The sequence below is a fragment of the Methylacidiphilum kamchatkense Kam1 genome (assembly GCF_007475525.1).
GTDB lineage: Bacteria > Verrucomicrobiota > Verrucomicrobiia > Methylacidiphilales > Methylacidiphilaceae > Methylacidiphilum > Methylacidiphilum kamchatkense.
This window is the reverse complement of record NZ_CP037899.1, coordinates 1,409,520-1,428,239: the sequence shown is the minus strand read 5'-3', so window position 1 is coordinate 1,428,239 and position 18,720 is coordinate 1,409,520. Positions and strand designations below refer to the sequence as shown.

Below are 18,720 nucleotides of genomic sequence, written 5' to 3'. Positions count from 1 at the left end.
GCCTTTTTTGGTGTTAAGTAATTTCTACGTTTTGCTTATACTTTATGACTTTTCCTTCCTCCAGAAGAACCCCATGCCAAATAACTCCAGGAAAGAGCACTGTTTTTTTACCCAGAATGGAACCTGGATTAAGGACTGCATTGCATCCAATTTGGATCCCATCACCCAGAATTGCACCGAATTTTCTTAAACCAGTGGGATAAATGTTCCCATTATACTTTATTTTGATTTCGGATCCATCGAGTTTCAAATTAGATAAAATCACTCCAGCTCCAAGATGGACCTTTGTTCCTAATATCGAATCTCCGACATAATTGAAATGCGGCACTTGGCAATTTTTAAAGAGAAAAGAATTTTTGAATTCGCAAGAATTACCCAGAATGCAACCCTCTTCGATGATAACGTTTTTTCTGATGAAGCAGCCTGTTCGTATTTGACAATTTTCTCCAATCCAGGCAGGACCTTCGATCATTGCTCCAGGATAGATAATAGTTCCCTTGCCCACGTAGACTTTTGGTCCGATGTAACAGCTCTGGGCAATTTCTCCATGAAGACCTGGACATAGAATTTCTTCTAAATACGTTTCGATTCGGGGGAGGACTTGCCAAATCTTTTCTATCGTATGGAACAATTTTTGATGGCGTGTTTGAGAAAGATCGAAAAATTGAACCGGATGAAAAGAAGGGAGCGGAGGGATTTCCATAGTCCTTATGATTACGTAGCAATCCTTTCGATGAAAAGACTTTTTTGGAAAACAACCAATAGGGTTCCTTTTGTAACTTAAAAAAAATTCTAGATAAGGATGGATGAGATAGCTTTGATTAAAAGCAAGAGAAAAATTTAACAAAATTTCAAGCAAAAAGTTTTATTCAAAATCAAAAGTTTTTAATGACAGGGCAGAAAAATTTGAGTATGAATAATAGTGGTGAAAAATGGAAGAAAGTAGAGAAAAATGGAATAAAATCCAATTATGGGGAAAAAAAGAGCTACCTATACTGACATTTTTGAGCATGCCTTTGACGAAAAAGGAAGAATAACTGTTCCTTCCGAATGGAGGCAGGAAGGGTATGATAGCCGGCTCTTTGTTTTCCCTTCCAAATTTCACCACTTGAAAGTCTATCCAGAGTCCTGGATGGAAGAAATTCATCAAAAGATTGAAACTTTAAGATTACAAGACCCGATCAGGCAACAGCTAGAGCTCCTGGCTCAGATTTCTCAAGCAGTGAGCTGGGATCAGCAGGGAAGGATATCAATCAAAGAAAGACTAAGAAAACATTCACAGATTGGGAAAGAGGCAGTATTGGTGGGCCGTTTAGATCATTTTGAAATTTGGGATCAAAAGAAATGGCAAGAAGAAACGGCTGGAAAAAGCACTTCTTTTGAGGAAGCAATTGAGGGCATGGGACTATGAGAGGAGAGGAAAAATGAGGACAAAAGAAGGAGGATGATTAGCAGAACTTAAAATTTAGGAAAAGAAAAAGGTGGCATGGAAAAGAAAAGAGAGGAAGGCCAACTGCTCCATGTTCCTGTCATGCTCAAGGAGTTTTTGGAGCTTTGCCAGCCGCAAGAAAATGAAAAATGGATCGATGGTACTTTTGGGTATGGGGGGCACACGACCGCGCTTCTGGAAAAAGGATGTAAGGTCTTGGCAATGGATATGGATGAGCAAGCTCAGCAAAGAGCGGGGTTGCTGAGAGAAAAAGGGCATCATTTTTACTTTTTCCGAAAGAATTTTTCGGAAATGGCGGTAGCTTGCGCTCAAATCGGTTGGGATCGGGTCGATGGAGTGTTGTTGGATCTTGGGGTTTCGTTAGGACAATTGAAGGATCCACAAAGAGGGTTCAGTTTTCAATTTCCTGAAGCTCCTTTGGACATGAGAATGGATAGTTCGAAAGAAAAAACAGCCGCCTTTTTGTTGAACAACTTCAGCAAAGAGCAATTGATAAGGCTTTTTTCGGTAAGCTGCAAGCCAAATGAAAGCCAAAGGCTTGCCGAAGAGGTGGAACGATTTCGATCGATTCGGCCTATTCTGCGAGTCAAAGATTTTTTAGAAATTATTTTAAAAGCACGCTTATCGAAGGCAAAAGGGCATGTGGCCACTCGACCATTTCTTGCTTTAAGAATGGCTGTCAATGAAGAGCTCGAGCATCTTCAAAAAGGACTTGAAGAAGGAGCAAGGCTTTTAAAGGAAGGAGGAAGATTAGCTGTGATTAGCTTTCATTCAGGGGAGGATAGGATTGTGAAAAGATTTTTTCAGAATCATTGTCTTCCCAAAGGGCGACACGAGACGGAAGGGGAGACAGAGCGGGAGGTTTTTTTTTGCAGAATAGAGCGGCGTTTGGTTTCTAGAGAAGAGAGCAGAAGCAATCCAAGGGCAAGAAGTGCGAGGCTACGGATTGGCTGGAAAATCCGATCGGAAGAGGAAAGGCAACGACTCATCAAATGAAATTCTAAAAAAATGAAAAGGGAGGATGTATGAAAAATCGACTGAAAGATCAACATTCGATCAAATTGTCCATGATGTTCGTTTGGATAATGGCTGTCTTTATTACTATGTTTGGGGGGATCGAATTCCTTTATTTGAAAAATAGAGTGCTTCGTATCTCCGATGAACTGAAGATTCAAGAGGAGGAGCTTGCGGATATGAAAAGGAAAAACAGCCGACTGGAAGCGATGCTTGCTAAAGGCAGCTCTCCCCAAGAATTGGAGAATAGGTTGAAGGAGTGGAAAATTGGATTAGTCAAAATGTCTGAGCTTGAAGTAATCATGATGGAAGAGTCCGCACCAATTGACTTTTTCGCAGGCAATGAATAGTCTTTTGTTTCAGCCTGTAGAGTCCAAGAAAAATAATCTTTCGACAGACAGGACGAGATCCAGGGCATTGATTGTTTTTGCTTTTTTAAGCCTTGGGTTTACAGTGATTTCCCTGCGCTTGTTGCAAATTCAGCTTTTTGAACACGAAAAATATTTGGAACTTGCGACCACGGTTCATACGGTTCGCAAGGTGCTTCCCCCAAAAAGGGGCTACATAGTCGACTGTAAAAATGTGCCCTTGGCTCAGAGTTTTTTGACTTATAAAGTGCGATTAGATGGGATGAATGTTCAGGAACCAGCCCTTACCATACAAGAACTCGAAGAGCTCCTTGGTCTAGAAAAAAATAGCCTCCTGCAGAACTTCCGGCGGATGGACCGGTCCTATCTTTTAGCTAAGGGGCTTTCAGAAGAAAAAGTGCAAGCACTTGAGGCTTTCGAAAAAGAAAAATTGAAACAATGGAAGAAAAAAAGACTGCCTGCGGAACATTTTTTGACTTTTGAAGAGGACTACAGCCGCATTTATCCCTGTGGAAGGGAAGCGGCCCCACTGATTGGGTATTTGGATGAGAATGGAAAGGGAGCGGCGGGAGTGGAAAAAGCAATGAATGAATGGTTGGAAGGAACGCCGGGAGAAAAGTGGATAGAAAAAGACGTTTTTGGGAAAGAAATTGCTGCCTACAGGGGATTGGAAGTAAAACCTGTGGATGGATGCAACGTTAGTTTGACGCTTGACAGCGTGATCCAACACATTGTCGAAGAAGGCATTGATAGGGTTGAAAAGGAGTTTTGGCCTAATGGGATTATGGCCATAGTCATGAATCCTAAAACGGGAGAAATCTTAGCGATGGCTCAAAGGCCTTCTTTTGATCCAAACAGAAGAGAAAAATGGAACATTGCTTTTCTGAAAAATAAAAATCTTACTGATCCTGTAGAACCAGGATCGATTTTTAAAATCGTCACGCTTTCAGGAGTCCTCGAAGAAAAAATATTTAGTTTAGACAACAGTACGATCAACTGTGAAAATGGTGCATTTTTTTATGGGGGAAAGACCCTGCATGACAGTCATCCCTATGGAATGCTGAGCGTTCGGGAAGTAGTCATGAAATCAAGTAACATCGGTTTTGCCAAAATGGGCTTGGAATTAGGAGAAAACCGACTCTACCATTATGCGAGGGCCTTTGGCTTTGGAGAGCCAACCGGAATGTTGCCTGGACAGGGAGAATCGGCAGGCATTCTTTATCCTCCAAGGCTGTGGTCAAAACTTTCGATAACACGCATCCCCATGGGGCAGGAAATAGCTGTGACCCCCATTCAGATGATTCGGGCAATGGCTGCTATCGCTAATCATGGCTATTTAGTCAAGCCAATGATCATCAAAGACATTAGGAATCCACAGGGAAAAATTATCCGAAGTTTTTCTCCTGTTATCATTAGAAGGGTGATCTCGGAAAGAACGGCCAAATTGGTGACTTCTGCCCTTGTATCTGTGGTTTCTCCAAAAGGAACAGGGGCTAAGGCAGCGATTATGGGCTTTACGGTCGCGGGCAAAACGGGGACTGCTCAGAAAGTAGTGCATGGTAACTACGTAAAGGGAAAATACATTTCTTCTTTTATTGGGTTTCTTCCTGCCGAAGATCCTGAATTTGTACTGATGATTATGGTCGATGAACCGCATGGTACGCAATATTATGCAGCCTCGGTTGCCGCTCCTGCTTTTAGTTATATTGGCTCTGAAATTGCACAAGCCCTTAATTTGACTCCCAAGTGCGTCCCTGCCCAGGCGATTCGTATCGAAACGGAAAAGTAGATCGATTCTTTATGGAACGAACAGTGAAGGCTGAGAAGCTCTTTTGTAGTTTTTCTGCTTTTATGACAAAAATCCAAAGATTAGCCCTCCATCTTATCTGTATTATTGTTCTTCTTTTGAAAAGAAGAACGAAGGCGGTCTTTTACCATCTTCGGGGGATTGCAAGGGTATTTTCTCAAGAAAAATAAATAGAGTCTTCTTTAGCGTTGTTGCTTTTTAGTGGAAAGATACTTTATTGCGATTTATCGCAACCTAATTTAGCTCATGAAGCTTTCTGATGTTTTGTCTGATTTAGAGCCTCTTGCCATTAAGGGATCGATCGATTGGGAAATAAACACTATAGTGTATGATTCGAGAAAAGTCGTAGAAGGATCTCTTTTTTTTGCTTGGAAAGGGCAGAAGACCGATGGACATCGATATATTGTAGAGGCCATAGAAAGAGGCGCCAGGGGGGTCATTTGTTCTGAAATGCCTGCTTGGCAAACATCAAAAGAAACGACTTTTGTTCAGGTGAAGGATCCTAGAAGAGTACTAGGAAAAGTAGCGAGTGTTTTTTATGGGGATCCTTCCAGTCATTTGTCTGTTATTGGCATTACGGGGACTAATGGGAAAACGACCACTTCTTTTTTAATGAGACATTTGTTAGCAACCCAAGGTTGGAAAACTGGGCTTATTGGTACGATCTACTATGACACGACAGTTGATCGAATCCCTGCAAGCCGAACTTCACCAGAAGGAAGCGATTTGCAGCAGCTTCTCTTTCAAATGCTGAAAGCTAATTGCCAGGCTGCTGTCATGGAAGTTTCCAGTCATGCCCTTGAGCAGGGAAGAATCGAAGGCACGGAATTTCGGATCGGTATTTTTACTAATCTTACTCAAGATCATCTGGATTACCATCAGACGATGGAGGCTTACCGGCAGAGTAAAGAAAAGTTTATTTCTTATATTCGGACAAGGAAAGAGGGGGAAGGCGGAGTGGTTTTGAATATCGATGATCCCCAGTGGAGTGCTCTTGCTGAAAAGTTAAAGGGTAGAGTGAATATGGTTACTGTTAGTGCCCAAGGCAAACCAGCAGCCAAACTTAAAGCAAGATCGATCAAATATGACCGGTTGCAGACAGTGATTTTGGCAGAGTGGGCGGGGCAGTTGTATCAACTAAACAGTCCACTTTTAGGTCGATTCAACGTGGAAAACCTCTTGCTTTCCCTTGGAGGCACACTTTTGCTAGGGATACCGTTGGAAGCTGCCATACGCGCCTTAGCATCTTTTCCTGGAGTACCTGGTAGAATGGAAAGATTTTATGCTAAAGATGGGCTTTTGGCCATCGTCGATTATGCTCACAGTGAAGATGCTTTATTGAAGGTAGTTTTGACGCTTCGGGAAATTCAGTCCTCTGGGCGGATTATTCTTGTGGTTGGGTGCGGTGGGGATAGGGATAGAACCAAAAGACCAAAGATGGCTAAAGTGGCTTCAGATTATGCCGATTTGGTAATTTTTACATCTGATAATCCAAGAAGTGAATCACCTGAAAGAATCTTTGAGGACATGAAAAGAGGGGTTGATAGTTCTTCTAAAAGGATCTATTGGATAGTGGATAGAAAGGAAGCGATCCGAAAAGCAATTCAGATAGCTAATCCAGGGGATATTGTATGTGTGGCAGGGAAAGGCCATGAAACCTATCAAGAGATTGATGGGGTATTTTATCCTTTTGATGATAGGCTTGTGGTTAGAGAATGCTTGTTGTTAAGGGATTAATCACTTTTCATTCCTGCTGTTTGAATAGAATAGAAGTAGCCCCTTCTTTCTACCTAGCTTGAGAGCGGCATTATAATACCAATAGCCAGAGGCATAGACCTTCAGGCCTTGGAAATGGCTAGGTGGCAGCCATAGAAAGGCGAAGATACATTAAAATCTTGAATGGGCATCCGAGTAGTTATAGAAAAGGTTAAAGAGCAACGAGGCGGCTATTTTTACTGCAACTATCATCCTAATTGGTTGGGGTTGAAGGGCCGAAATAAGAATGGAGCAGCTTTCAGTTGAACAAATTGCGGAATGGACTCAAGGGAGGATCATTGGGGGAAAAGGATCGGCCATGGTCGGTTCGATCAGCACTGATTCTAGGACAGTCAAAGAAGGGGACTGTTTTGTGGCTTTGAAGGGAGAAAAATATGATGGGTTGGATTACGTAGCCTCGGCGGCTCAGAAAGGGGCTGTTGCTGCTATAGTGGATCGTGAGCTTCCTTTGTCTATGCCTCTTTCGATTCCTGTTATTCGGGTAAACAATACGCTCGAGGCATTACAGCAATTGGCCTTCTTTTACAGAAAAAAACTACCAGCTAAGATCGTTGCCATTACGGGTAGTAATGGAAAGACTAGCACGAAGGAGATGATTTCGAGTGTCTTGCGCGTAAAATACAAAACTGTTTCTACTTCTGGAAATCTAAATAATCAGATAGGACTTCCTCTTTCTGTATTGCAAATGGATCATACAACTGAATATGGGGTCTTTGAACTGGGAACCAATCATCGTGGAGAAATTGCTTCCCTGAGTCGAATTGTTGCCCCTGATATAGCCATTATCACCAACATTGGCAGTGCGCATGTGGGTAATTTCGGTTCTGTGGAAGCGATTGGATGGGAAAAAACGGATCTGTTGACTTTTGTTTCTCCTAAAGGATTTTCGATTCTAATGGAGGATGATGAATGGTCCAAACGGTTGAGCGTTCGTAGTGCAGGACAAGTTATTTGGGTAGGGAACCAAGAAAATTCACTGTGTTGGTTGGATCAGATTTGGTTAACTCTAAAGGGTATTCGCTGTGGAATTTCTCGTCATGGAGAAAGCTTTGAAGTCTCTCTTGCGACCGTTTCCAGAGAGATGGCGAAAAATGCGCTCTTTGCTGCGGCTGTTGGTTTTTTGGTCTCCCTTTCCTCGGAAGAAATTGCTTTTGGGCTTGAAAAAACGGTTTTTCCTCTTGGTAGACTTACGGTGCATCCCATCAGAATGGGGTATCTCATTGATGATAGTTACAATGCTAATCTTCAGTCGGCCATGAGCGCCTTAAGGACGCTTATTGAATTTCCTTTTGAATCGGAGAAAATTGCTGTGCTAGGTTCCATGGGAGAGTTAGGAGAGCATGCTAAAGCTCTCCATTATAAACTTGGAAGGTTTGCTGGGAGCTTGCCCCTTTCTTTTATTATTTTTATTGGTCCCCATTGGGAAGATATGGTGGAAGGAGTTAAGGATGTTGGTTTTCCGCTCAATGCTGTTTTGGGAACAGAGGATCCGCAAGCAGCTTATTCTCAGTTGCAAAAGCTTTTGAACCGTAAGCTCACCCTGCTTATTAAAGGATCGAGATTTTTAAAACTTGACAGGATCGTCGAAAAACTTCTTTCTGTTTAGCTTTAAAATCATGCTTTATTATCTTCATCTTTATTCTGCTCATCTTGGGATATTGAACGTCTTTAAGTACATCACTTTTCGGGCTATGGGGGCGGCCATTACTGCCTTGGTTTTTTCTTGGTTATTGGGCAAGCCAATGATTCGGCTTTTAAAAAGATTGAAGGCTGGTCAGCCCATTCGAGGTAAAGAAGTGGTCCGGGATCTTGCAGCTCTTCATGAGACCAAGTCGGGCACGCCCACGATGGGAGGGCTGCTCATATTGTTTGCCGTAACCTTTAGCTGCCTGCTTTGGGTTATACCGCAAAACAAGTTTTTTTGGCTTACCCTTCTGAGTATGCTTTTTATGGGAGCAGTTGGTTTTTTGGATGATTTTAGGAAAGTGGTTCAAAAAAAACATTATGGTATTCCTGGTAAAGTCAAACTGATTGCCCAAGGGTTAGTCGGAGCGATCGTTGGAGTGGTTCTCTTTTCTGATCCGGAAACATGTAAGCATGCCCAAAGGTTGACCATTCCCTTTTTAAAGGAGTTGAACGCTATTGATATTGGATGGCTTGCCATTCCTTTTTTTATCCTGGTCGTTATGGGAAGCTCCAATGCGGTTAATCTGACAGATGGACTAGATGGACTAGCAGCGGGCTGTTCTATTGGCGTTGCGTTTGTCTACGCCGTCTTTTCTTATGTATCTGGAAGAGCGGATATGAGCAGCTATCTTCTCATTCCTTATGTCAAAGGAGTCGGAGAATTGACTATTTTTTGTTCAGCGCTCATTGGTGCTTGTATGGGTTTTCTATGGTATAATTGCTATCCGGCAGCAGTGTTTATGGGGGATACAGGCTCATTGGCTATAGGTAGTGCTCTAGGGGTAGTGTCGATCATCATCGGTCAAGAACTCCTCCTTGTCATAGCGGGGGGAATATTTGTGATCGAAGCTCTTTCTGTTATTTTACAAGTGGCTTCCTATAAACTTACGGGTAAAAGGATTTTTGCGATGGCTCCTCTCCACCATCATTTTGAACTAAAAGGATGGAGTGAAACTGCTGTGACCGTAAGGTTTTGGATCCTCAGTTTACTTTTTGGACTGCTTGCCTTATCAAGTCTAAAAATTAGATAAGATTTTAGATGAAAGTCGATATATAATGAGTTGGAATTTTAGAAAATATGGAAGAAAAAAAAGCAAAGCTTCGAAGCCTTCTTTTGGCCTAAAGGTCATTGCTGTTTTGATTTTGGTTCTGGGAATACATCTTTTAGTAATCGGTTCGGTGGCTGTCTATTATTTGCTTCATTCCAAAGGAAGAGTATTAAGTCAACATCCAGGAGGATCCCAGAATTTGAATTTTCAGCCTCCCTCCCAGCAAAAAATGCAATCGGAAAATCCGGAGTCAGCACCTCAAAATTTGCAAGTCCCACAGCAGCCACAAGTCAGGCCGCCTACAAGGGAAATATCCGTTCATATAGTCAAGGAAGGAGAGAGTCTTTTAAGTATTGCTAGGCATTATAAAGTCAGTGTATATGAACTTAAAAAGTATAATCCCTCTCTAGGCGATACCCTTGTCCCGGGTCAAAAAATAAGGATTCCCATGGCAGAAGAGGAAATGGCTGAAGAATCTATGCTTCTTAAAGAAGCTGATGGCAAAAGGATCTATGCCGTTCGACAGGGAGACAGCCTTTGGAAAATAGCGCGGAAGTTTCATCTTTCTGTAAAAGACATCGTGGATGCCAATGCGATCAAGGATCCTACGAAGTTAAAGATAGGACAGGAATTGGTCATTCCTAATCCAAAAGAAAAAGAAAAAGATAGTTCTTCCCCATCCTCTGGTTCCAGCTCTCTGCAAAACGCACCACCACCACCACAATAGACTTTAGTTTTTCCGATGCAAGAATTAGATCTGTTTCACCAAAAGACAAAGAAAATCAATCAATTTTCTGGGTATTTGCTAGTCGCCATTGCTTTAACTTTACTCTCTATTGGCATTGTAGCCCTCTTTAGTGCTTCCGGGAAATTTGTATTGGAAAAAGAAAGTCAGATTTCTAGTTTAATGTTGCGCCAATTCCTTTGGATTGCTATTGGGCTCTTTAGCTGCTTGGTTTTTAGTCTGATCGATTATCACAAACTCCTACAACTGTCCATTTGGCTTTTGATCCTTGGCTTTTTTCTTCTCATTCTCTGTTTTGTTCCTGGAATTGGCCATAAGGTTCATGGTTCTTCTCGATGGATTTCCATAGGTGGATTCAATGTAGAGCCTTCAGAATTTTCAAAAATTTTTATCTCCCTTTTTTTTGCTCACATCCTGTCGAATGCCAAAAAGACAGGCCCTTTTTTTATGTCTCCCTTTTTTACGGCTTTTGTGACGGTGGGACTTTTTGTTAGTCTTTTAATAGTTTCTGGAGACCTTGGATCGAGTCTTCTCTACTTTATGGTTTTTGTCCTTTTTTTATACTTGGGGGTATTTCCTTGAAATGGATCCTTCCTATCTTAGGCTCGGGTATCCTTATCGTGCTTGTCATTGCTTTGTTAATGCCAGAAAGAAGATCTAGACTTTTGGCTTTTTTGGCGATGGATCAAGATAAAGAAGGGAAGTCTTATCAGGTTTGGCAGTCCTTGATCGCTTTAGGTTCTGGGGGATCAGTGGACTTGGATTAGGAAATAGTCGTCAGAAGATGTTTTATTTGCCAGAGTCGACTACCGATTTTATTTTTCCTATTATTGGTGAAGAACTGGGTCTTTGGGCAACCCTGCTTATCGTTGGGCTTTATCTAAGTTTTATTTTAACCGCTGGATGGATTTCTCTTTTTGCTCCGGATAAAGAGGGGTTGATGATTGGTACAAGCCTTACCTCCTTGATAGGCATGCAGACACTAGCAAATTTAGGCGTCGTAACTGGCTTGCTTCCGAATAAAGGCTTTCCTTTGCCCTTCATTAGTTATGGAGGATCGAATCTTGTTTTTTGCCTTATGTCCGTAGGTGTGCTATTGAACATTCATCGACAAAGGCCTCCAGAATTTCGCATCAAAATAGAAGAGAAAGGGGCGCAGCGCTCTATCAGTCTCTAAGGATTATGAAACCGTTCCATATTCTCATTCCTTGTGGAGGAACAGGAGGTCATCTATTTCCAGGCATTGCCGTTGCCGAAAAGCTAATCGAAAAGGGTCATCATCCTCTACTTATCCTCTCAGACAAACCAGTCGATAGGGAAGCGATAAAAAACAAAAAAAATATTGCTTGGGACTCACTCCCTGTGGCAGGATGGCCAGGGTTGTTTTCAAGTAAAATTATCTCTTTTTCTATAAAACTTTTTGATGGATATAAAAAGTGTCGGTCGATCTTTTTGTCTTTTAAACCTGATTTGATTTTGGCTTTTGGTGGTTTTATCAGTGCGTTGCCCCTTTTTATGGGAGCGAATCGAAAGTTGCCAATGCTTATCCATGAGGCCAATGCTGTTCCAGGCCTTGTGACGCGGCTTTTCTCAAACCGTGCGGATTTCTTGCTCTTAGGGATGGAAGAGTGCGAGGTTTCCCTGTCTCCAGATAAAAAAATATTCACAGGCATACCGATTCGCAAGGAACTCAGCCGGCTTCCCAGGAATGAAGCTTGCCAAAGAACGGGGCTTGAACCAAGCCGCAAAACCTTATTTGTTTTTGGAGGCAGTCAAGGGGCTAGTGGCATTAATCGACTGATGCTTCAATTATTACCGCTATGGATTGAGCAAAAAGAAACTATTCAATTTATACATTTGACTGGGCCAAACGACTATGAAGACTGTTTGAAAGCTTACAGCTCCTACGGGTATCGAGTTGTGGTGGAGCCCTTTTCGCATAGGATGAATCTTTATTATAGTTTAGCCGATTTGGTGATTAGTAGAGCTGGAGCAATGACTTTAACAGAGATCTGCGCCTTTGGTCTACCAAGCATCCTTATTCCTTATCCCTATGCGGCGCATGATCATCAAACCAAAAATGCGAGAGTTTTGGCAAAAGAAAAAGCGGCTTTTGTATTTGAAGAATCGAAAACGACGCCGCAGTCTTTAAAAGAGTCCATAGACTTAATCCTTAACAACGGCCAACTTGCCAAGGAGATGGGGGCAGCTGCTCATGCTCTCTTCAAGGCTGATGCAACTGATAAAATAGTGGAGATAATCGAACGATGTCTGCTAAAGAAAGAGAATTAGTTCAAAACATCCTCAAGAATGACCGCTCGAAGATTCATTTATTAGGAGTTTGTGGCAGTGGGATGGCCCCGCTGGCTCTACTGTTACTTGCAAGAGGCTACAAAGTCAGTGGTTCGGACCACGAACCGACTGAAAAAGCACAAAAACTAATAGCCCATGGATTGGAGTTTTATCCAACTCATGACCAATCTCAGGTATTAGCTGCTGATCTAGTGTGTTATTCATCGGCAATACCTTTAGTCAACCCTGAATTGGAGGCTTGCCGAAAATTTGGCATACCACTTGTCAAAAGAGCCTTTTTGCTTTCTCTTTTGGCCGCTGAAAAAAAAGTCATTCTCGTTAGTGGGATGCATGGAAAAAGTACGACCTCTGCCATGATTGCCTGGATCCTCCAGGAATGTGGGCTAAATCCTTCCTTTTATTTGGGAGCTGAAACGATTTCTCTTAGAGAGAGTGCGCGGTGGAGTCCTGGAGAATATATGGTCATTGAAGGGGATGAAAGCGATGGCAGCTTTTTGTATTTTTCTCCGCATGCTCTGGTAGTTTTAAATATCGAGGAAGAGCATCTCAATTATTATGCAGATATTCATTCTATCGTGTTGACTTTTAGAGAAATGGTTGCCAAAACCACCGATACAGTTGTCTATAATCAGGATGACCCTCATTGTCAACTCATCGCAGAGTGGAAAAAACAAGGAGCCATCAATTATAGTTTAAGAGAAAGAGCAGCGGCATTTTGGATGAAGGCTGCAACAAGTACATCAGGATATCATTTCTATAAAGGGGAGGAATGGCTCTGTGAACTTTCTTTATCGATTCCGGGTATTCAAAACGTGCAAAATGCCCTTGCTGCTTTATCGCTGACAACGACCCTTGGAGTTTCGCCTTTGAGAGCCGCTCGTGCCCTTGGGAACTTTTCAGGGATTCGAAGAAGGTTTGAATTAAAATTTAAAGGCAACTATTTTGAACTCATCGATGATTATGCCCATCATCCGACAGAGATCAAAACGACGTTGAGTTCGGCAAAAGGACGTGGCAGAAGAACGGTTGCGCTATTCCAACCTCATAGATATAGCCGAGTGAAAAAGATGCAAAATCTTTTTTCACAATCTTTTTCTCAAGCCGATGTCGTTGTGGTAACGGAGATCTTCTCAGCTGGAGAGACTTCTAATGGGATAGATGGAGCTGCGTTAGCTAAAGCCATTAAAGAACAAGGGCATCCAGCAGTTTTCTTTGAGCCTGATGAAACGAGACTGATCCATAAAACAATCTCCATCTTGCAACCTGGGGACACCATCGTAACCATGGGGGCAGGGGATATTTATAAAACAGCGGAAAAATTAACAGAGTATCTGCGTATGATTGATTACCTTAAAAGTAAATTGTCGGCTGATGCAAAGCTTTTGATGAATGAACCGTTAAGTAGGCATACGACCTTGAGGGTTGGAGGGCCTGCTGAAATTTGGGCAGAGCCAGCAACCGAGGCTGATCTTGCCTTGCTTTTGCGATTTGCCAAAGAACAGGCTTTGCCTGTGGTGTGGATCGGCAAGGGAACGAACCTTCTTGTTCGTGATGGTGGCATCAAAGGCCTCTGCATCCATTTAGCTCACCCAAATTTCTGTGATATACGTTTTGAAGGTCATTCGATATTTGCCGGATGTGGGGCCAAATTGCGGACTATAGTCTATGAAGCTAAAAAGCATGGACTTGGAGGCCTTTCCTTTATGGAAGGCATACCTGGTAGTTTGGGAGGCGCCTTAAGAATGAATGCCGGAGCTATGGGGGGATCGACTATGGATGTGGTCAAAAGAGTCCGCTTTATGGATATGGAAGGGAATATTGGAGAGATTGATCGGCAAGAACTGGAAGTTTTTTATCGAAAAGTCCCTTTTTTTGAGAATCACATTGCTCTTTCAGCTCAACTTATGGCTAAGCCAATGGATAGCGAGACTATCGCAAAGGAATTAAAAGAATTTTCAATGAAACGGGTAGAAAGCCAACCTGCGGGTTCTAGTGCAGGCTGTATTTTTAAAAATCCAAAAAGCATTCCAGCTGGAAAATTAATTGACGAACTAGGTTTAAAAAACAAGGCAGTAGGTAGAGCAAGGGTTTCGGAAGAACATGGGAATTTCATTATCAATGAGGGAGGGGCAACGGCAAAAGACATATTAGAGCTAATTAGCTTGATTCAAAGGGAGGCTTTTGAAAAAAGAGGCATCGTGCTAGAAACAGAAGTCGTCATTTTGGGAGAAGAACAATGAAGCCAGGATTGCCTAAACATATAACTGTTTTGAAAGGAGGTCCCTCCGCAGAAAGACAGATTTCTCTGAAGACAGCTTCGGCAGTTGAAAGTGCGCTTTGTGCTCTGGGCTATGAGCTGACAGCAGTCGACGTAATCAATGAAAAGTTCGAACTGCCTGAATCAACGGAAATCTGCTTTTTGTGTATTCATGGGACATTTGGAGAAGACGGACAAATACAAAGACTCTTAATGCGTCGAGGCATTCCTTTTACAGGTAGTGATGCGGCTTCTAGTGAAAAGGCTTTTGATAAGGTTTGGAGTAAGAAACTATTTGTCCAAGGAGGTATTCCTACGCCTCCTTTTTTTGTTGTGGGTGAAGAAAAAAAACTCCCTTTTGGTCCTCCCTACGTCATCAAACCATCAAGGCAGGGTTCAAGCATTGGGGTAGAGTTTGTCTATACTATGGAGGATTTTGAAGAAGCGGTTAGAAAATCAAAACAATTTGATCACGTCGTGATAGCGGAAACGCTTATCAAGGGAAGAGAATTGACAGTGGCAATTTTAGATAACAAAGCACTTCCTATTGTGGAAATTAAACCCAAAAAGGGGTTTTATGACTACCAAAATAAGTATACGAAGGGAGCTTCAGAATACATTTGTCCAGCTTTGTTGACTAAGAGTCAAGTGGAGGCGGTCCAGAAAACAGCTCTGGATGCTTTTCATGTCCTAGGCTGCTCAATTTACGGAAGAGTCGATATCATTTTGTCAGAAAACGGGGTTCCTTGGGTTTTAGAAATAAATACAATCCCTGGAATGACTGAAACCAGTCTGTTCCCAATGGCTGCAAAAGCAGCTGGGCTGAATTTTGCAGAACTTTGTGAAAAGATTGTAGAACTTTCTTTCTTCAAATGGCGCGCCAGAGAGTCTTTTGGTGTCAGGATCTAAAAAGCGGTAGAGTCCAAATCTTTCCAAGGAGCATGATATGAAGGTAAAGAACAGGCCAAGAAAGAGAAAAAAGAATCGACTCAAGAAAGCTCCAATGGAGCTTTTGCACGTCGAAGGCAAAGAAAGAGTGCCTAAAAAAGGGATCAAATTTTCTCTTTTATTAAAATCGTTGTTATATATCGGAATGTTTGTGATTGTGACTTTCGGAGGATTTAAAAGCTGGAATTATTTTAAAAACAATCTATTAGCGCGTTACGGCTATCAGCTTAAACACATCAACGTTGAGCTTATCGGGAGCGGACGCCTCACAAAAGACGAGGTTCTCCGTGCTTCAAATGTGCATGTTGGAGATAATATCTTTAACCTGTCGTTGAAGGATATCTATTCGAAAGTTTCTTCCATTCAAGAAGTAGATAAAGCCCTTGTCCGGAGGGAACTTCCCGATCGCATCCTAATAAGGATTTGGGAAAGAAAACCTGTTGTGAGATTGGCAGTGAAATCCAAAGAGAATAGGAAGTATTGTCTTGATGAAAAAGGCTATCCATTTGTAACAGAAAACAGGGAGGATCTTCTTTCTTTGCCAGAAATGGTGGGGGTTCCTTTGAAATTGATTGAAGGGAAAAAAAGAATAGAAGAACCGGAGGTTTCTGCTGCCCTTAATTTGCTTCATATATTAGAAAATTCTTCTTTACACTTCGCCTTTGATCCTCAAACTATCGATGTGTCAAGGCCACTTTCTATTGGTCTCCTTACAAGAGATGGAGTCCGGCTTACCTTCCGGATCGATCATTTGAATGAACAGGTACAAAGGCTGCAAAAAATTTATTCTTTTTCTCAGAGCCATGGCCGTAAAATCTCCATGGTCGATCTAACTCCAGAGCAAAATGTACCAGTAATCTTTCAGTAATGAATAAAGTTTGAATTTTGGGAAACGATAATGTTTTGGAAGAAAGAATGGCCAATTCTTGTTGGGCTTGAAATAGGGACAAGCAAAATAGCTTGTTCGGTGGCTGAACTAAGGGAAGAGGGCGAGCTCTACTTATTGGGGATTGCGGAGAGCCCTTCGCTCAATGTTAGAAAGGGGGAAATCGTCGATTTTGAGCTAGCTCAAAAATCGGTACATGATGCTATAGTAGAAGCTGAAGCAAAAACCAATGTAGCGATCGAAGAAGTCTATCTGGCCATTAGTGGAGCCCATATCCGATCTTTCAATTCTAAAGTGGTTATCAGCCTTGGAGAAGAAGGAGATCGCATCGACCAAAAGCACTTAATGGAACTTAGGTCTCTGGTCAGACAGCAGGCCTTGCCGACGGGACAAATCCTTCTACATGACCTATTGAAAACCTATTCTTTAGACGATGGCACACTGACGGAAAATCCTATTGGTCTTTTTTCAAAGAAGTTGACAGCGGAGTATCATCTCATTTCAGGCATTGCTACGAGGCTTCAAACGACTGTCCGGTGCGTAAAAGAGCTTTCTATTGATATTCGCAATTACTGTCTGAGTATCTTTGCAACAGCTCAAGCGGTGCTCACACGGAGTCAGAAAATGCATGGAGCAATTGTTATTGACCTAGGAGCAGGGCTAACCGACTATATCGTGTATCACGGAGGCATTATCGTTCACTCTGGAGTGATCGGGGTAGGGCAAGATCATTTAACCAATGATTTAGCTCTAGCCTTAAGAATTCCATTTCCTCAAGCAGAAGAAATAAAGAAACATTTTGGTTCTTTTAAGTTAGGCTCGGAATCCATAAAAAAGAGACTGACAACAAGCAATCATCCCCTTCCCGAAGAAAGATTGGTGCCTTATAATGCCATTGTAAAAATTATGAGAGCCCGGCAAGAAGAAATTTTTGAGATTATCAAAGAGGATCTCGAAATGCAATCATTTTGGCCTCATTTTACAGGGACCATCTACTTGACTGGCGGCGGAAGCAAGATCGATGGAGTAGAAGAGCTAGCTCAAAAAATCTTTGGCTATCCTGTGAAATTAGCCGAACCGCTGCCTTTTGAAGGGGATCAATCCTATCTCAATAGACCGGATCTGTATACCGTTTTAGGCTTACTCAGATATGGACGGATATTCGAAATGGAGAGTCTAAAGGAAGGACCGCTTGGAAAAATGCGTTCTTCACTCTTGCGATTTTTAGGAAATATCAAATTTTTAAATTAATAACACTTTCATTTACACAACAAAAGGAAGGGTTCTTTTGACGAAAAATGTCGTTGTTGGGATAGGAGGAGCGGGGATTAATTTACTGGACGAATGGATCTTGGCGGAAGAGCCTCGTGGCCACTTTTATGCCTTGGATGCTGATTTTTCCAGTGTAGAAGCAAGCCTTGCAGAAAGAAGAATACTACTTGGCAAAGAGGCGACAAAGGGGTTAGGATCATGTGGGGATTTGGAATTGGCATCGAAGATTTTCGAGGAAGAAGAACCGAGAATTGAACAGATGTTGGAGGACTGTGAGCATTTATTAGTTTTATCTGGGCTTGGAGGAGCAATGGGCAGCGCAGGGCTCCGATTCTTTTCTAGAAAAGCCAGCGAAAGAGTCAAGACTCTCAGTGCTATAGCTTTTCTTCCGTTTCATTCTGAGGCCTTTTTGCGTCGAGACACAGCAAGAAAAACCGTGCAAGAACTTTTAGAGTTTCCTCATCAGTTCATTTTTTTCTCTAACGAAAAAGCAAAGGGAGTTTTTGGTCCAGCAGATGATCCCCTTCGGGTGTATAGAAATCTCAATAAAAAAGTAAGCTCTATCATTTCCTGTTGGTACCACTTAACCCAAGCGGCTACAGAAGAAGCTCCTTTTGATAGCATCAATTTCCCTTCCCTTCTCTTTGTCGAAGACTTTTATAGTTTTTCCTTACGAGGGGTAGAGAAACTACCAGATACGATACAACCTTATTTGCAGCCAGCTAAGGATGCCGCTTCAGAACAGAATAGGAAGGTGGCCTGGGTTTGTTTTTTTCTTTCTCCTCCGAAAGCTGAGGAAGACCTACGAAGCCTTTTTCAGGCCGAAGAAAGCTTGTTCGACCGTTTCTATATGAGTATTATTCGAGAAGATATGGGTGCTGGAGAGGAGGGGTTTGTTCTTATTGGTAATGCGGCTGGAGAAAAGTTTATTGAAAGAGAGGTAGACAAACAACTCGAAAGGATCGATGCCGACCTTGCGGATGATAAAAGCTCTACACAACCTGCCGATGGCCTTCAAAAAGAGAGTATTTCTACTGGTATTTTTACCAAAGGCTATAAAACGATCCATAAAGGCGTTAATTTGGATCTGCCTGCTTTTTTAAGAAAAGGGATCTCTATTAAAATTTGAAAACTGACTGCTGGGCATGC

16 protein-coding genes and 1 pseudogene are annotated in these 18,720 nt (G+C 42.1%); 16 read left to right on the top strand and 1 reads right to left on the bottom strand.

Annotated features, from left to right (window positions below; all coding sequences use genetic code 11):
• Positions 1 to 13 precede the first annotated feature (13 nt).
• Entirely contained in the window at positions 14 to 703 is a 690-nt protein-coding gene (locus kam1_RS06685) for an acyltransferase (protein WP_039720803.1), read from the bottom strand.
• A gap of 267 nt (positions 704 to 970) precedes the next feature.
• On the opposite strand from kam1_RS06685, the gene kam1_RS06680 reads away from it, so the two are divergent.
• The 16 genes and pseudogenes from kam1_RS06680 to kam1_RS06610 all read left to right on the top strand — a co-directional run bounded on the left by kam1_RS06680 (position 971) and on the right by kam1_RS06610 (position 18,700).
• Positions 971 to 1,411: a division/cell wall cluster transcriptional repressor MraZ gene (locus tag kam1_RS06680; protein ID WP_039720630.1), complete on the top strand. Its 441-nt coding sequence runs from the start codon at positions 971 to 973 to the stop codon at positions 1,409 to 1,411.
• 75 nt (positions 1,412 to 1,486) lie between these two features.
• A complete protein-coding gene (gene rsmH / locus kam1_RS06675) occupies positions 1,487 to 2,446 on the top strand; it encodes a 16S rRNA (cytosine(1402)-N(4))-methyltransferase RsmH (RefSeq protein ID WP_039720631.1) in 960 nt (319 codons plus the stop codon).
• Positions 2,447 to 2,475: 29 nt separating this feature from the next.
• A complete protein-coding gene (locus tag kam1_RS06670) occupies positions 2,476 to 2,814 on the top strand; it encodes a hypothetical protein (protein WP_039720632.1) in 339 nt (112 codons plus the stop codon).
• Positions 2,807 to 4,621: a peptidoglycan D,D-transpeptidase FtsI family protein gene (locus kam1_RS06665; protein ID WP_039720633.1), complete on the top strand. Its 1,815-nt coding sequence runs from the start codon at positions 2,807 to 2,809 to the stop codon at positions 4,619 to 4,621. Before kam1_RS06670 ends, kam1_RS06665 begins: the two co-directional genes overlap by 8 nt.
• 11 nt (positions 4,622 to 4,632) lie before the next feature.
• Positions 4,633 to 4,809, top strand: a complete 177-nt coding sequence (locus kam1_RS10155) for a hypothetical protein (protein WP_161792017.1) — start codon at positions 4,633 to 4,635, stop codon at positions 4,807 to 4,809.
• Between the two features lie 76 nt (positions 4,810 to 4,885).
• Positions 4,886 to 6,376 carry a UDP-N-acetylmuramoyl-L-alanyl-D-glutamate--2,6-diaminopimelate ligase gene (locus kam1_RS06660; protein ID WP_039720634.1) on the top strand — a complete coding sequence of 497 codons (1,491 nt, stop codon included), beginning with the start codon at positions 4,886 to 4,888 and terminating at the stop codon, positions 6,374 to 6,376.
• A gap of 265 nt (positions 6,377 to 6,641) precedes the next feature.
• Positions 6,642 to 8,021: a UDP-N-acetylmuramoyl-tripeptide--D-alanyl-D-alanine ligase gene (locus kam1_RS06655; RefSeq protein ID WP_039720635.1), complete on the top strand. Its 1,380-nt coding sequence runs from the start codon at positions 6,642 to 6,644 to the stop codon at positions 8,019 to 8,021.
• Between the two features lie 10 nt (positions 8,022 to 8,031).
• The gene (gene mraY / locus kam1_RS06650; protein ID WP_039720636.1) at positions 8,032 to 9,132 is read left to right on the top strand and encodes a phospho-N-acetylmuramoyl-pentapeptide-transferase; all 1,101 of its coding nucleotides are present in this window, start codon (positions 8,032 to 8,034) and stop codon (positions 9,130 to 9,132) included.
• A gap of 25 nt (positions 9,133 to 9,157) precedes the next feature.
• Positions 9,158 to 9,877 (top strand): muramidase family protein, encoded by a 720-nt coding sequence (locus kam1_RS06645; RefSeq protein ID WP_143958329.1) that lies wholly within the window; start codon positions 9,158 to 9,160, stop codon positions 9,875 to 9,877.
• A gap of 15 nt (positions 9,878 to 9,892) precedes the next feature.
• Positions 9,893 to 11,072: pseudogene (locus kam1_RS11275) on the top strand (FtsW/RodA/SpoVE family cell cycle protein).
• A 5-nt stretch (positions 11,073 to 11,077) separates the two neighbouring features.
• Positions 11,078 to 12,187, top strand: coding sequence for an undecaprenyldiphospho-muramoylpentapeptide beta-N-acetylglucosaminyltransferase (murG, locus tag kam1_RS06635; RefSeq protein WP_143958328.1), 1,110 nt, complete (start codon positions 11,078 to 11,080; stop codon positions 12,185 to 12,187).
• Entirely contained in the window at positions 12,163 to 14,448 is a 2,286-nt protein-coding gene (gene murC, locus kam1_RS06630; RefSeq protein ID WP_039720640.1) for a UDP-N-acetylmuramate--L-alanine ligase, read from the top strand. Before murG ends, murC begins: the two co-directional genes overlap by 25 nt.
• The gene (locus kam1_RS06625; RefSeq protein WP_039720641.1) at positions 14,445 to 15,374 is read left to right on the top strand and encodes a D-alanine--D-alanine ligase; all 930 of its coding nucleotides are present in this window, start codon (positions 14,445 to 14,447) and stop codon (positions 15,372 to 15,374) included. Before murC ends, kam1_RS06625 begins: the two co-directional genes overlap by 4 nt.
• A 37-nt stretch (positions 15,375 to 15,411) precedes the next feature.
• Positions 15,412 to 16,281 carry a cell division protein FtsQ/DivIB gene (locus tag kam1_RS06620; RefSeq protein WP_039720642.1) on the top strand — a complete coding sequence of 290 codons (870 nt, stop codon included), beginning with the start codon at positions 15,412 to 15,414 and terminating at the stop codon, positions 16,279 to 16,281.
• A gap of 30 nt (positions 16,282 to 16,311) precedes the next feature.
• Entirely contained in the window at positions 16,312 to 17,550 is a 1,239-nt protein-coding gene (ftsA, locus tag kam1_RS06615; RefSeq protein WP_039720643.1) for a cell division protein FtsA, read from the top strand.
• 37 nt (positions 17,551 to 17,587) lie between these two features.
• Complete coding sequence (locus tag kam1_RS06610; protein ID WP_172616760.1) at positions 17,588 to 18,700, top strand: FtsZ/tubulin family protein; 1,113 nt, start codon at positions 17,588 to 17,590, stop codon at positions 18,698 to 18,700.
• The last annotated feature ends 20 nt before the right edge of the window (positions 18,701 to 18,720 follow it).

Excerpts from the sequence above, each read along its gene's own strand:
- murG (WP_143958328.1), top strand. The coding sequence starts at position 11,078 with ATGAAACCGTTCCATATTCTCATTCCTTGTGGAGGAACAGGAGGTCAT.
- kam1_RS06625 (WP_039720641.1), top strand. The coding sequence starts at position 14,445 with ATGAAGCCAGGATTGCCTAAACATATAACTGTTTTGAAAGGAGGTCCC.
- kam1_RS06655 (WP_039720635.1), top strand. The coding sequence starts at position 6,642 with ATGGAGCAGCTTTCAGTTGAACAAATTGCGGAATGGACTCAAGGGAGG.
- rsmH (WP_039720631.1), top strand. The coding sequence starts at position 1,487 with ATGGAAAAGAAAAGAGAGGAAGGCCAACTGCTCCATGTTCCTGTCATG.
- kam1_RS06680 (WP_039720630.1), top strand. The coding sequence starts at position 971 with ATGGGGAAAAAAAGAGCTACCTATACTGACATTTTTGAGCATGCCTTT.
- ftsA (WP_039720643.1), top strand. The coding sequence starts at position 16,312 with ATGTTTTGGAAGAAAGAATGGCCAATTCTTGTTGGGCTTGAAATAGGG.
- mraY (WP_039720636.1), top strand. The coding sequence starts at position 8,032 with ATGCTTTATTATCTTCATCTTTATTCTGCTCATCTTGGGATATTGAAC.
- kam1_RS06670 (WP_039720632.1), top strand. The coding sequence starts at position 2,476 with ATGAAAAATCGACTGAAAGATCAACATTCGATCAAATTGTCCATGATG.
- kam1_RS06685 (WP_039720803.1), bottom strand. The coding sequence starts at position 703 with ATGGAAATCCCTCCGCTCCCTTCTTTTCATCCGGTTCAATTTTTCGAT.
- kam1_RS06620 (WP_039720642.1), top strand. The coding sequence starts at position 15,412 with ATGAAGGTAAAGAACAGGCCAAGAAAGAGAAAAAAGAATCGACTCAAG.
- kam1_RS06660 (WP_039720634.1), top strand. The coding sequence starts at position 4,886 with ATGAAGCTTTCTGATGTTTTGTCTGATTTAGAGCCTCTTGCCATTAAG.
- murC (WP_039720640.1), top strand. The coding sequence starts at position 12,163 with ATGTCTGCTAAAGAAAGAGAATTAGTTCAAAACATCCTCAAGAATGAC.
- kam1_RS10155 (WP_161792017.1), top strand. The coding sequence starts at position 4,633 with ATGGAACGAACAGTGAAGGCTGAGAAGCTCTTTTGTAGTTTTTCTGCT.
- kam1_RS06665 (WP_039720633.1), top strand. The coding sequence starts at position 2,807 with ATGAATAGTCTTTTGTTTCAGCCTGTAGAGTCCAAGAAAAATAATCTT.
- kam1_RS06645 (WP_143958329.1), top strand. The coding sequence starts at position 9,158 with ATGAGTTGGAATTTTAGAAAATATGGAAGAAAAAAAAGCAAAGCTTCG.